Annotated in this window: 10 protein-coding genes; 4 read left to right on the top strand and 6 right to left on the bottom strand. The window is 71.7% G+C overall.

The genetic code is table 11. The annotated features are described in order from the left end of the window. Positions 1-46: 46 nt before the first annotated feature. Both SHK17_RS04785 and SHK17_RS04780 read left to right on the top strand, forming a co-directional pair. Positions 47-1,939, top strand: a complete 1,893-nt coding sequence (locus SHK17_RS04785) for a SigE family RNA polymerase sigma factor (protein ID WP_322921239.1) — start codon at positions 47-49, stop codon at positions 1,937-1,939. Between the two features lie 75 nt (positions 1,940-2,014). Further along, the gene (locus SHK17_RS04780; protein ID WP_322921238.1) at positions 2,015-3,331 is read left to right on the top strand and encodes a hypothetical protein; all 1,317 of its coding nucleotides are present in this window, start codon (positions 2,015-2,017) and stop codon (positions 3,329-3,331) included. A 238-nt stretch (positions 3,332-3,569) separates the two neighbouring features. Here SHK17_RS04780 and sucD read toward each other — a convergent pair whose 3' ends face one another. Both sucD and sucC read right to left on the bottom strand, forming a co-directional pair. Then, positions 3,570-4,451: a succinate--CoA ligase subunit alpha gene (gene sucD / locus SHK17_RS04775; protein ID WP_322921237.1), complete on the bottom strand. Its 882-nt coding sequence runs from the start codon at positions 4,449-4,451 to the stop codon at positions 3,570-3,572. 17 nt (positions 4,452-4,468) lie between these two features. Next, entirely contained in the window at positions 4,469-5,638 is a 1,170-nt protein-coding gene (gene sucC / locus SHK17_RS04770; protein WP_172270173.1) for an ADP-forming succinate--CoA ligase subunit beta, read from the bottom strand. 153 nt (positions 5,639-5,791) lie between these two features. On the opposite strand from sucC, the gene SHK17_RS04765 reads away from it, so the two are divergent. Both SHK17_RS04765 and SHK17_RS04760 read left to right on the top strand, forming a co-directional pair. Beyond that, positions 5,792-7,114 (top strand): cryptochrome/photolyase family protein, encoded by a 1,323-nt coding sequence (locus SHK17_RS04765; RefSeq protein ID WP_322921236.1) that lies wholly within the window; start codon positions 5,792-5,794, stop codon positions 7,112-7,114. Positions 7,115-7,413: 299 nt separating this feature from the next. After that, positions 7,414-8,109 (top strand): M23 family metallopeptidase, encoded by a 696-nt coding sequence (locus SHK17_RS04760; RefSeq protein ID WP_216652116.1) that lies wholly within the window; start codon positions 7,414-7,416, stop codon positions 8,107-8,109. Positions 8,110-8,269: 160 nt separating this feature from the next. On the opposite strand, the gene pcrA is transcribed toward SHK17_RS04760, so the two are convergent. From pcrA to SHK17_RS04740, 4 genes are read right to left on the bottom strand one after another with little or no spacing between them, the layout of a single operon-like run. Continuing rightward, positions 8,270-10,663 carry a DNA helicase PcrA gene (gene pcrA, locus SHK17_RS04755; protein ID WP_322921235.1) on the bottom strand — a complete coding sequence of 798 codons (2,394 nt, stop codon included), beginning with the start codon at positions 10,661-10,663 and terminating at the stop codon, positions 8,270-8,272. A 47-nt stretch (positions 10,664-10,710) separates the two neighbouring features. Further along, a complete protein-coding gene (locus tag SHK17_RS04750) occupies positions 10,711-11,067 on the bottom strand; it encodes a hypothetical protein (RefSeq protein WP_322921234.1) in 357 nt (118 codons plus the stop codon). A gap of 18 nt (positions 11,068-11,085) precedes the next feature. Then, positions 11,086-11,541, bottom strand: a complete 456-nt coding sequence (locus SHK17_RS04745) for a universal stress protein (protein ID WP_172270167.1) — start codon at positions 11,539-11,541, stop codon at positions 11,086-11,088. 1 nt (position 11,542) lies between these two features. Next, positions 11,543-12,967 (bottom strand): APC family permease, encoded by a 1,425-nt coding sequence (locus SHK17_RS04740; protein WP_216652115.1) that lies wholly within the window; start codon positions 12,965-12,967, stop codon positions 11,543-11,545. Positions 12,968-13,017: the final 50 nt, after the last annotated feature.

Raw genomic sequence — 13,017 nt, 5'->3', positions numbered from 1 at the left:
GTCGGGTTGTGCGCGTCGTGGGCCCCTCCCGTACCGTGGAGCGGTCATGAGGAGCCCCGAGACGTTCGACGCCTACTACGTCGAGACACGCACCCGACTCCTGCACGAGGCCTACGCGATGACCGGCGACGCGCCGGCGGCCCGCGCGGCCGTGCGGGACGCGTTCGTCGTCGCGTGGCACCACTGGCGCAAGGTCGGGGCCCTCGAGGACCGCGACGGCTACGTCCGCCCGATCGCGCTGGGCCGTGCCCGGCGCCGGCACACCGCCCGCATCTGGCACCGCGACAAGGCGCTCGACGCCGAGGCGCGCGCCACCCTCGACGCGCTCTCCAAGCTCACCGCACGCCAGCGCGAGCTGCTCGTGCTCAACGGCCTCTCGACGCTCTCCCTCTCCGACATCTCCCGCGAGGTGGGCCTGCCCCGCTCCGACGCCGAGCGCGAGCTGCAGACGGCGACCGCCCAGTTCTCCCTGCACCGCGACGTCCCCACGACGGAGGTCGCGCGGCTGCTCCACGACCTGGCGGCGCCCCTCGAGTCGACGCGCTGGCCCCGGGCCACGGTGATCCGGCGCGCCGGGGCCGCGCGGCGTCGTACGCACACGGCGATCGGCGCCGCCGTGGCGACGGCCGCCCTCGTGGTCTCCGGCTCCCTCGTCGCGACGGGCGCGGGTGCCGAGGCGACCAGCCTGAGCGAGGAGAAGGCCACCACCGGCGTCACCGTCCACGCGCCGTCCGCCAGCTCCGGGGGCGAGGAGCTCATCAGCGCGGACGCACTGCTCTCTCCCGACCAGATGCAGCGCTACGGCGCCGGACTGGACTGGCGCGAGACCGCGACCACCGACAACCTCGGCGGCGACGGGCTGCTCGCCCCCTGCCAGCGCGAGCGCTACGCCGACCCCGCCGCCGTGACCGCCCTCGCCCGCACGTGGCGCGGCTCGGCCACCCGGACCGTGGAGAAGCAGGTCGGCCGGGGCCAGCGGCAGCGCACCCGCAAGGAGCAGGTCAGCCGCATCGAGTCGACCGCCGTCGAGCTGGTCGAGCTGTCGCGCGGCGAGCGGCGAGCCGAGCAGGGCTTCGAGACGGCGTCCATGTGGTACGCCGGCTGCATCGATCCCCGCACGCAGCTGCTCTCCACCCGGACGGTCAAGCGCGTCGGCGACGAGGCCCGCACGTTCCGGCTCCGCACGTGGGGCAGGCAGCCGGCCACCATCTCCGTCGGCGTGGCCCGCACCGGCAGCATGGTCGTCACCCACGTGGTGCGCAGCCAGGGCAAGCCCGTCAGCGACCGGACCGCGACCACCGGCCTGGCCGCCGCCGTCAACGGGCTGTGCGGCTCCGAGGGCGCCGCCACCTGCGCCGGTCGCGCCCGTGCCCGGGCCATCGGCCCGCTCGACGTCGGTACGCCGCCCGGCGTGCTGTCCGTCGTCGACCTCCCGCCGGTCTCGGCCGTGCGCGGCCCGTGGGTGGGCACCGACCCCGAGCGGGCCCGGACCAACTACGCCGCCACGCGGTGCGACCGGACGAGCTTCCAGGGCAAGGGCATCCGCAAGGCGCTGACCCGGACCTTCCTCTTCCCCGAGACCCCCAACGCCTCGCAGCTCGGCCTCACCCAGACGGTCGGGGCCATGGAGGCGGCCCGGGCCCGCGACTTCGTCGAGCAGGTGCGCAGCCGCATCCGCGACTGCGGCCGGGCCAACCTCGGCACCACCGTCACCCCGCTGGCGTCCACCTCGTCCCGGGCCACCGACCTCAGCGTCTGGTCGTTGACGATCGAGCTCAACGACCGGCAGTCGTTCCCGTTCCTGATGGCGATCGTGCGCGACGGCACCGCGGTGTCGCAGCTCGGCTTCGCCCCCGACCGCGACATGACGATGTCGCGGACCGACTTCGTCGCGCTGTCGCGGCGGGTCCTCGAGCGCCTGGCCACGCTCAGCTCCTGAGCCCTGCGTGACCCGGTGTGGGATCCGGGGCGATCCTGGCGCAACCTTTCGGCCGCCGCCGTGGTCATACCGGGCATGACGCGACGCCTGCACCCCCGGACGGGAGCCGTGCCGGCCCTGGCGTGGGCGCTGGCCGGCGCGCTGGCACTGTCCTCCTGCGGTGGCCGGTCGCCGGACGCCTCCGCCTCCTCGGGCGGCAGCGCCGCGGACTCGTCGGGGCAGCCCGCCCGCACCGAGATCCCGGACGACTTCCCGCTGGCCAGCGGGATGGGTGGACCGGGCGACCGCATCGCGACGTCGCGCAGCGGCACCGGCCTCCGCGACCTGACGCTGTGCCACAGCACGCCGCTCCGCGGCCTGGGACTCCGGGACCGGATGGTCGCCGACAACAGCGGCGGCGAGTCGGCCGACACCCGGGAGCTGGTGCTCCTCGGCAGCGCCGACGAGGCCGGCCGGCTGGCCACGACGATCAGCGACCTGGCGTCGGCGTGCGAGACGCCCGACCGGGCGGGCGACACCGAGACGCTCACCGAGGTGCGCGCGTCGCCGTTCGGCCCGGCACCCGCCTCCACCCTCGTGCAGACCTGGACCATCGGTGGCGAGCCGGGGGACGGCGCCACCGTCGTCCACGTCCTGCCGGCCGGGGCGGCGCTGCTCGTCACCTCGACCTACGGCCAGTGGACGGCGGACGAGCTCGAGGAGGGCGTCGCCTCGACCGTCGCGCCCCTCCGGGAGGCCACCGCCGCGCTGCGCATGTTCGACGACGACACGACGGCCCAGCAGCCGACCCAGCAGCCGACCCAGCAGCCGACGGAGCCGACGCAGCCGACGGAGCCGACGGAGCCGACCCAGGGGCCCTCTGCCGTCCCCGAGGACTTCCCCCTCGACGTCGGGCTCCCCGCGGACGGCGGCGACACCACCGTGTCCGCCCCCTCGCCCGACGGGGACGGGATGGGCGAGGTGGAGATGTGCGGTCGCGTCGTGTGGCCCCAGCCGGCCACCCCCGGTGGCGTCCGCCGCCTGGTCACCGGAGCATCAGGCCCCGAGTACTTCGAGGGCCGCGAGCTGGTCGTCCACGCGGACGCCGAGCTGGCCGTCGGCGCGATGGACGTGCTGCGCGCGGCCGCCTCCGACTGCCGCACGGTCCGCAACCAGGTGTGGACGGTGCTCGACCGGGACACGGGGCACGACACGGTCACGGTGGGCCTGACCTACAGCGACGGCCTGGGCAGCTCGGTCTTCCAGGTCACGCGTGTGGGCTCGGCACGAGTGATGGTCACCACGTACGGTGAGGGGTCGCTTGCATCGCTGGGCAGCCAGGCCGACGAGGTCACCGAGACCACCGGAAGGATCGTCCCAGCGATGTGTGTGTTCACGAAAACGGGGTGCTAGACATGTCCATTCCTTCGACGCTGGCCAGCTCGGCCTGCCCAACCCTCCCGTCGCCACGGCGCGTCTCTCCGGTGGCGCCGGTCCGTCTGCTCGGCGCCCACGTCGTCTGGCGCGTGCTCTGGGAGGCGAGGCGGCCGACCCGGCACGAGATCCGCCACGACGGCCGGACGGCCCCGCAGGATGACCTGCGGAGCCGTCTGGAGGGGAGCCGTCCGGATCGCCCGGGCGCGGGTGCCGATCAGAGGTTCTGAAGGACCTCGCGCATCAGGGCCGCGGTCTCGGACGGCGTCTTGCCGACCTTGACTCCGGCGGCCTCGAGGGCCTCCTTCTTGGCCTGCGCGGTGCCCGAGGAGCCGGACACGATGGCGCCGGCGTGGCCCATGGTCTTGCCCTCGGGGGCGGTGAACCCGGCCACGTAGCCGACGACCGGCTTGGTGACGTGCTCCTTGATGTAGGCCGCCGCGCGCTCCTCGGCGTCGCCGCCGATCTCGCCGATCATCACGATCGCCTTGGTCTCCGGGTCGTTCTCGAAGGCCTCGAGCGCGTCGATGTGGGTGGTGCCGATGATCGGGTCGCCGCCGATGCCGATGGCGGTCGTGAAGCCGAAGTCCTTGAGCTCGAACATCATCTGGTAGGTCAGCGTGCCCGACTTGGAGACCAGGCCGACGGGGCCCTTGCCCGCGATCGTGTGCGGGGTGATGCCGGCCAGCGACTCCTCCGGCGTGATGATGCCCGGGCAGTTCGGGCCGATCATGCGGGTGGACCTGCCCTCGAGGTACTGCACGACCTCGGCGGTGTCGAGCACCGGCACGCCCTCGGTGATGACGACCAGGAGCGGGATCTCGGCGTCGATGGCCTCGATGCAGGCGTCCTTGGTGAACGCCGGCGGGACGAAGGCGACGGACACGTCGGCGCCGGTCTCCTTCATCGCCTCGGCGACCGAGCCGTAGACGGGGAGCTCCTTGCCGCCGAGCTCGACGGTGGTGCCGGCCTTGCGTGCGTTGACGCCGCCGACGATGTTGGCGCCGGACTCGACCATCAGCGTGGTGTGCTTGGCACCCATGCCGCCCGTCATGCCCTGGACGATGATCTTGCTGTCCTTGTTGAGGTAGATGCTCATCGGTTCAGTTCTCTCTCTCAGGCCTGGTGGGCGAGCTCGGCGGCCTTGTCGGCCGCGCCGTCCATCGTGTCGACCTGGGTGACCAGCGGGTGGTTGAGCTCGTCGAGGATCGCGCGGCCCTTGTCGACGTTGTTGCCGTCGAGGCGCACGACGAGCGGCTTGGTGGCGCTGTCGCCGAGGATCTCCAGGGCACCCTTGATGCCGTTGGCGACCTCGTCGCACGCCGTGATGCCGCCGAAGACGTTGACGAAGACGCTCTTGACCTGCTCGTCGTTGAGGATCACGTCGAGGCCGTCGGCCATCACCTGGGCGTTGGCGCCGCCGCCGATGTCGAGGAAGTTGGCGGGCTTCACGCCGCCGTGGGCCTCACCGGCGTACGCGACGACGTCGAGGGTGCTCATCACGAGCCCCGCGCCGTTGCCGATGATGCCGACCTGGCCGTCGAGCTTGACGTAGTTGAGGCCCTTGTCCTTGGCCTTCGCCTCGAGGGGGTCGGCCTCCTCGCGGATCTCGAACTGCTCGTGGTCGGGGTGGCGGACCTCCGAGGCGTTGTCGTCGAGGGACACCTTGCCGTCCAGCGCCTCGAGCTTGTCGCCTTCGAGGCGGGCGAGCGGGTTGACCTCGACGAGGGTGGCGTCCTCCTCGACGTAGACCTGCCACAGCTTCTGGACCATCTCGATGGCCTGGTCGCGCAGCTCGGCGGGGAACTTCGCCTCGTCGACGATCGCGGCGGCCTTCTCCGGCGTGACGCCCTCGAGGGCGTCGATCCGGATCTGCTTCACGGCGTCGGGGTTGGTCTTGGCGACCTCCTCGATCTCCACGCCGCCCTCGACCGATGCGATGCACAGGTGCGAGCGGTTGGAGCGGTCGAGCAGGAAGGAGAAGTAGTACTCCTCCACCGGCGGCGTCGCCGGGGTGACCAGGACGCGGTTGACGCGCAGGCCCTTGATCTCCATCCCGATGATGTCGCGGGCGTAGGACTCGGCCTCGTCGGCGGTCTTGGCGATCTTCACGCCACCGGCCTTGCCGCGGCCGCCGGCCTTGACCTGCGCCTTGACGACCGTGACCCCGCCCATCTCCTCGGCGGCTGCTCGGGCGGCCTCCGGGGTCTCGGCGACGACACCCAGGGTGGTCACCACTCCATGCTTGGCGAAGAGCTCCTTCGCCTGAAACTCCATCAGATCCACGGCGTACCCAGTCCTTTTCGTCTGCAACAGTGCGCGGGATTTCCTCTCGGCACCCTAGTCCTGTCCGGTGGGTCGCACGAGGTCGGGTGCGCGTGGTGGTCGTCACCGTCGGAGCACACCGTCGGGCTACACGGTCGGGCTACGTTGGAGGACATGTCCACCTCGAGCACCTCGGTGATGTGGTTCCGGCGCGACCTGCGGCTGCGCGACAACCCCGCGCTCCTCGCGGCGCTCGACGAGGGGCCGGCGGCGGCGCTGTTCGTCGTCGACCCGGCCGTGTGGGACGGCGCCGGGGCCGCGCGCCGCGCCTGGCTCGCCGCCAACGTCCTCTCGCTCGCCGAGCGCATCCCGCTCGCCATCCACCACGGCGACCCGCGCGAGGTCGTGCCGCGGCTCGCGGACGGACGCCGCGTGCACGTCTCGGCCGAGACCACGCCCTACGGCCGCCGCCGCGACGACGCGGTCGGCGGACGCGTCGAGCTCGTGCCCACCGGCTCGCCGTACGCCGTCGGGCCCGGCCTGGTGCGCAACGGCAGCGGCGGGCCCTACCAGGTCTTCAGCGCCTACGCGCGGGCCTGGCGCGAGCGCGGGTGGCCCGAGCCCGCGGCCGCGCCCCGGTCCCCCGACCTCGTGCCGGCCGACTCGGACCCGAAGGCGGTCCGCCTCCTCGAGCAGGCCGTGGCCGACGCACCGCTCGACCTGCCCGGGGCCGGCGAGGACGCCGCATGGCGCCGGTGGCGCGCCTTCCGCGACGACGGCCTGCGCCACTACAAGACCGAGCGCAACCGGCCCGACCACGACGGCACGTCGCGCCTGTCGCCCTACCTCCACCTCGGGGTCCTGCACCCGCGGTCCCTGCTGGCCGAGATGGACACCCGCTCGACGTACGCCAACGAGATCGCCTGGCGCGAGTTCTACGCCGACGTGCTGTGGCACCACCCCGCCTCCGCCTGGGCCGACCTCAAGCCGGCACTGCGCGGGATGCGCTACGACGACCCGGTTGACGCGATCGAGGCGTGGAAGAGCGGCACGACCGGCTATCCCATCGTGGACGCGGGGATGCGCCAGATGATGCAGGTGGGCTGGATGCACAACCGGCTGCGGATGATCACCGCCTCGTTCCTCACCAAGGACCTCCACGTGTGGTGGGGGGTCGGGGCGCGCCACTTCCTCGACCTGCTGATCGACGGCGACGTGGCGTCCAACAACCACGGCTGGCAGTGGGTGGCCGGCACCGGCACGGACGCCTCGCCCTACTTCCGGGTCTTCAACCCCGTGACGCAGGGCCTCAAGTTCGACCCGCAGGGCGACTACGTACGCCGCTGGGTCCCCGAGCTCGCGCACCTGCCCGGCAAGGCCGCGCACGAGCCGTGGAAGTCCGACGTCGGCTACGAGCATGGCTACCCGCCCCGGATCGTCGACCACGCCGCGGAGCGCGCGGAGGCGCTGGAGCGCTACCAGGCGGCCCGCGTCTGATCGGGCGGCCGAGCCGGCGGCTGCTCGGGCGTCCGCATAGCGGCCGGTGAGGCGGGTACCTCCACCGATTTGGTCGAGGGTTGCACTTTCCCGTGATCTTTCCGTTACAGTCGTGCGCGGTCTTGCCGACCCGACCCCCCTGACCCGGCAGATTGGTAAATACCCCTATGGGCAACCACCGAGCGGAGCGCGCTCCCAAGCGTCGCACCTCGGCACCGGCTGCACCCGTGACCGGCAAGCGGCGCGCATCGACGCCGCCCCGCCGCTCGGCGGTCCGCAGCCTGCCTTCCCTGCCCCTCGTGGCAGGTGTCGCCGTCCTGGCCATCTCCGCCGGTGGAGCCGTCACCGCGTCCGGTGCCGGCGTCTCGAACCTGACCCCCACGGGCTCCTCCCTCGAGGCCAGCGGCGCCGTCGGCTCGATCAGCGGCCAGGCGCTCGCGCGCCGCGGTGCCATCGCGAGCCGCAGCGCCACCCGCGAGGCCGGCGAGGAGACCGATCCCGAGCTCCTCGCCCTGGCCGAGAAGCAGATGGCCGAGCGTGCGGCCAAGCTCGAGGAGATGCGCCGGGCCGCCGAGCAGCAGGCGGCGAAGATCAAGGAGAACAAGTGGGTTCTCCCCCTCGAGAGCTACGGCATCACCGCGACGTTCGGGCAGTACGGCCTCTGGGCCAGCTACCACACCGGCCTGGACTTCAACGCCAACAGCGGTGACCCGATCATCGCGGTCGCCAACGGCACGGTCACCGAGACCGGCTACGACGGGGCCTACGGCAACAAGACGGTCATCACCCTCGACGACGGCACCGAGATCTGGTTCTGCCACCAGACGTCGACCTACGTCTCGGTCGGCGACCGCGTCAACGGCGGCGAGGTCATCGGCACCGTCGGCACCACCGGCAACGTGACCGGCTCCCACCTCCACCTCGAGGTGCGGCCCGGCGGCGGCGACCCCGTCGACCCGTTCCAGGCCTTCGTCGAGCACGGCATCGTTCCGTGACCGAGGCCGGGCCATGACGTACGACAGCGTCATGGCCGGCGGTCGCCCCGGCGACCAGCACCCATGACGTACGGCAGCAGCGTCATCGCCGACGGTCGCCCCGGCGACCAGCACCCATGACGTACGCCGAGCATCGGTCCCGACCGGCGGGAGCCCGCCGCTAGAGCTTCTCCACCGGCGCGTAGCGCAGCAGCAGGCGCTTGACGCCCTCGGAGCCGAAGTCGATCGAGGCGACCGACTTCTCCGCGACGCCGTCGACCGCCACGACCGTGCCCATGCCGAACGAGTCGTGCACGACCCGGTCGCCCGGCTCGAGGCTCGGGATCGGCCGGGCCGGCTTGGACTTGGCGGCGACGTCGGCGCGCATCGCCGCTGAGGAGAAGTTGCGCCGGCCGGCGTCGGTCGGCGTGCCGAGGCGCGTCGAGCCGCCGGTGAGGTCGGGTCGCCCCCAGCGCGTCTGCTCGACGGCCGTGCGGCGCCAGTCGACGAGGTCGACAGGCAGCTCGTCGAGGAAGCGGCTGGCCGGGTTGTGGCTGGGCGCTCCCCAGGCCGACCTGACCAGCGCCCGGGAGACGTAGAGCCGCTGCTGGGCCCGGGTGAGGCCGACGTAGGCGAGGCGGCGCTCCTCCTCCAGCTCGGGCTGGTCACCGAGCGAGCGCTGGTGGGGGAAGACGCCGTCCTCCAGCCCGGTGAGGAAGACGACGGGGAACTCGAGCCCCTTCGCGGTGTGCAGCGTCATCAGCGTCACGACCCCGGAGTCGTCGCCGTCGGGCGAGTCGGGGATCTGGTCGGCGTCGGCCACGAGGGCCACCCGCTCGAGGAAGTCACCGAGGCCGACCGCCACGGTCCCGGCCTCGATGTCGGCAGGGTCGGCGCTCGGACCCGGCTGCGGGTCCTCGGCGAACTCGCGGGCGACCGCGACGAGCTCGGCGAGGTTCTCCACCCGGGTGGCGTCCTGGGGGTCGTCGCTCGCCTCGAGCTCGCTGAGGTAGCCCGAGCGCTCCAGGACGGACTCGAGGATGACGTCGGGGCGCTCGTCGGCCTCGACCATCGACTGGATCTCCTGCACCATCGCGACGAACGCCTCGATGTTCTTGAGGCTGCGGGTCGCCAGGCCCGGCGCCTCGGCGGCGCGGGTGAGCGCCTCCCAGAAGGTGGTCCGGTCCCGCTCGGCGAGGGCGGCGATGCAGGCCTCAGCCCGGTCGCCGATGCCGCGCTTGGGGGTGTTGAGCACCCGTCGGAGCGAGATCTCGTCGGCGGTGTTGACCAGCATGCGCAGGTAGGCCAGCGCGTCGCGGACCTCGCGGCGCTCGTAGAAGCGCACCCCGCCCACGACCTTGTAGGGCTGGCCGGTGCGGATGAACACCTCCTCGAACACCCGGGACTGGGCGTTGGTGCGGTAGAACACCGCGACGTCGGCGGGCCGGACCCCCGCGTCGTCGACGAGCTTGTCGATCTCCTCGCTGACGAAGCGCGCCTCGTCGTGCTCGTCGTCGGAGACGTAGCCGACGATCCGCTCGCCGTCGCCCGCGTCGGTCCACAGCCGCTTGGGCTTGCGCCCGCGGTTGTTGCCGATGACCGAGTTCGCGGCGGTCAGGATCGTCTGCGTGGAGCGGTAGTTCTGCTCGAGGAGAATGGTCGACGCGTCGGGGAAGTCCTGCTCGAAGTCGAGGATGTTGCGGATGTCGGCCCCGCGGAAGGCGTAGATCGACTGGTCGGCGTCGCCGACGACCATCAGCTCGCTCGGGCCGACCCGCTCCCCTGCTTCCTCGGCGTCGGCCGTCCCGGTCTCCTCGAAGGACTGCCCGCACAGCTGCTGGATGAGGCTGTACTGCGCGTGGTTGGTGTCCTGGTACTCGTCGACGAGGACGTGGCGGAACCGGCGGCGGTAGTTCTCGCGCACGTCGGGGAACGCCTGGAGCAGGTGCACCGTCGTCATGATGAGGTCGTCGAAGTCGAGGGCGTTGGCCTCGCGCAGGCGGCGCTGGTAGTGGGTGTAGGCCGAGGCGTAGGCCTCCTCGAACGAGTTGCGGGCCTCCTTGGCGGCGTCCTCGGCGTCGCGCAGCTCGTTCTTCTGGTCCGAGACCCAGTGCAGCACGGCGTTGGGCTGGTAGCGCTTGGGGTCGAGCTCGAGGTCGCGCAGCACGAGCGTCATCAGCCGCTTGGAGTCCGCGGCGTCGTAGATCGAGAAGTTGGACTTGAACCCGACCCGGTCGATCTCCTTGCGCAGGATGCGCACGCACGAGGAGTGGAACGTCGAGACCCACATGATCCGGGCGCGCCGGCCGACGAGATCCTCGACCCGCTCCTTCATCTCGGCCGCGGCCTTGTTGGTGAAGGTGATCGCCAGGATCGAGCCCGGGTGGGCCTTGCGCTCGTCGATGAGCCAGGCGATCCGACGCGTCAGCACCCGGGTCTTGCCCGAGCCGGCGCCGGCGACGACGAGCAGGGGCGCGCCGGCGTGCGTCACGGCCGCACGCTGGGGCTCGTTGAGGCCCTCGAGGAGGGGGTGGTCCGTCGCGGCCTGATCGAGGGAGGTGTCGGTGGGGCTCATGTCGTCCCCAGCCTAGGCGGCGGGTGGGACAGCCCCGGTCGCCGACCTCAGGTGTGCACGGGCGACCAGAAGATGGCGACCGCGATGTTGGCGACCGTCAGCACGAGCAGACCGAGGTAGAGCCCCTGCGGGATGCGCGGCTTGCGCATGTTGACCATCACCAGGACCAGGATGACCAGGCCGATGCCGAACTTCACGCCGATCTTGGCGTGGTCCACGTCCGTGTCGCCCGCCTCGAGCACGCCGACGAGCAGCAGCCCGGCCAGGAACGCCGTACCGGCTCCGTCGCGCATCGGCGGGTTGACGACCTTGTGCGGCTCGCGCACCTGCACCAGGAGGCCGCCGAGCAGCGCGGCGAAGCCGAGGACGTGGATGAGGAGCAGCACCAGCCGCAGGGTCTCCATGCGGACACCCTAGGCGGCTCAGCGCTTGCGCGGCTTGCGGGGAGCGGGGCGCACGACGAGCACCGGGCAGGGTGCGTAGTGCTGCACGCGCTGCGCGGTGCTGCCCAGCAGGACCGCGTCGCTCAGCCCGCGGCCACCGGCGGCGACCACGACCAGGCCGGCGTCGTACTGCTTGGCGGCCTTGATGATCTCGTTGGCCGCGGAGCCGCTCCGGATGCGCTTGTGCACCTTGGGTCCCCAGCCGTCGAAGACCTTCGCGATCGTCGCGACCGCGCTCTCGGCGGCGTCGCGGAACGAGCCGGCCGGCCACTTGTTCTCCTCGGAGAGGTCGTCGGCGAACGCGACCGAGGCCAGCGGGCGGATCACCGCCACCACGGAGATGTCGGTGACCTTCCCCGGGTCCGCGAAGGACTTGAGGTGCTTGGCCGCGGCGAGCGACTGCCGCGATCCGTCCGTGGCGACGATGACGTGCATGTCAGACCTCCTGGTCGAGTGGCGGAGTCGACGAGCCGGTGCCCTTGCTGCCGAAGAAGTACTCGGCGAGGAAGAGCACGAACCCGACGCCGAGCAGGCCCGCGCACCAGATCAGCGAGTGCGGGTCGTCGTAGATCGTGAAGTAGAGGATCGCGAGGTTGCCGACCAGGCCGACGAAGAGCAGCGGCGTGTTGGCCCGGAAGAACGGGTGGTCCTCGTCGCGCCCACGCAGCTTGAGGCACGCCACGATGACGATCGCGTAGATGGCCAGGAGGAGCACGACGGTGACGGTGGCGAGGCGCCCGACGAGGTCGATGCCGCCACCGGCCTCGGTGACGAGGGTGCCGATGACGAGCAGCGACGCCACCACGGCACCGGAGAAGATCAGGCCGACCCAGGGACTGCGGCGGACCGGGTGGATCTTGGCGAAGACGGCGGGCACCACGTCCTCGCGGGCCATGCCGTAGAGGACGCGCGGCTGGGTGACGATCGTGACCAGCGTGGTGTTGGTGATCGCGACGAGGGCGATGATGGAGAACAGCGTGGTCATGAAGTCGGTCGAGATCGGCAGGATGCCTGCCTTGACGACCTCGAGCAGCGCGGCGTCCGAGGTGGCCAGCGTCTCGGTCGGCACCGTCAGGGCGGCAGCCATCGACACCAGGACGTAGACCAGGCCGGCCACGACCATGCCGCCGACCAGCGAGCGCGGGAAGGCCTTGTAGGGGTCGATGGTCTCCTCGGCGACGTTGGCCGTGTTCTCGAAGCCGGTCATGGCGAAGAAGGAGAACGAGATGCCGGCAAGCACGGCCAGGGCCGGGCTGCCGTAGTCGCCCGAGGTGTCGATCTCGGTGAGCACGCCGAAGTCGGCGTTGCCCTCGGCGATGTGGACGACCGCGATGACCAGCACGATGAGCAGGCCGGCGACCTCGACGAAGGTCATCAGCATGTTCATCCACACCGACTCGGTGATGCCGATGAAGTTCACGACCACCAGCAGCGCCACGAAGACCAGCGAGATGAGCAGGGCGGGCGGACCGGACCACAGGGTCTCGAAGTAGGACGCGAAGCCGACGGCGAGCGAGCCCGACGCCGCCATGCTCGCGGCGAGGAACGACACGGTGATCAGGAAGGTGAGCGGCCGGTTGCCGAAGGCCTTGTTGACGTAGAGGGAGGCGCCGGCGGCCTGGGGGTACTTCGTCACCAGCTCGGCGTAGGCCGACCCGGTGATCGCCGCGATGGTCACGCCGAGGGCGAAGGCGATCCAGAACGCGCCGCCGACGGCTGCGGCGACCAGTCCGATGAGGACGTAGATGCCCGAGCCGAGCACGTCGCCGAGCGTGTAGAAGAAGAGGAGGCGGCCGGTGATGGAGCGCTTGAGCTCACTGTCGTCCTCGTCGGGACGGGGGATGGTGGCGGAGTCGGCCACGGGCGCCTCGATTTCCGAGTGGGAAGGGGAATCCTCCGACCCCACCGCGT

Origin of the sequence: Nocardioides renjunii, from assembly GCF_034661175.1 — a bacterium.
GTDB lineage: Bacteria > Actinomycetota > Actinomycetes > Propionibacteriales > Nocardioidaceae > Nocardioides > Nocardioides renjunii.
Note: the sequence above shows the minus strand (reverse complement) of the source record. Positions and strands in the feature narration are given on the sequence as shown.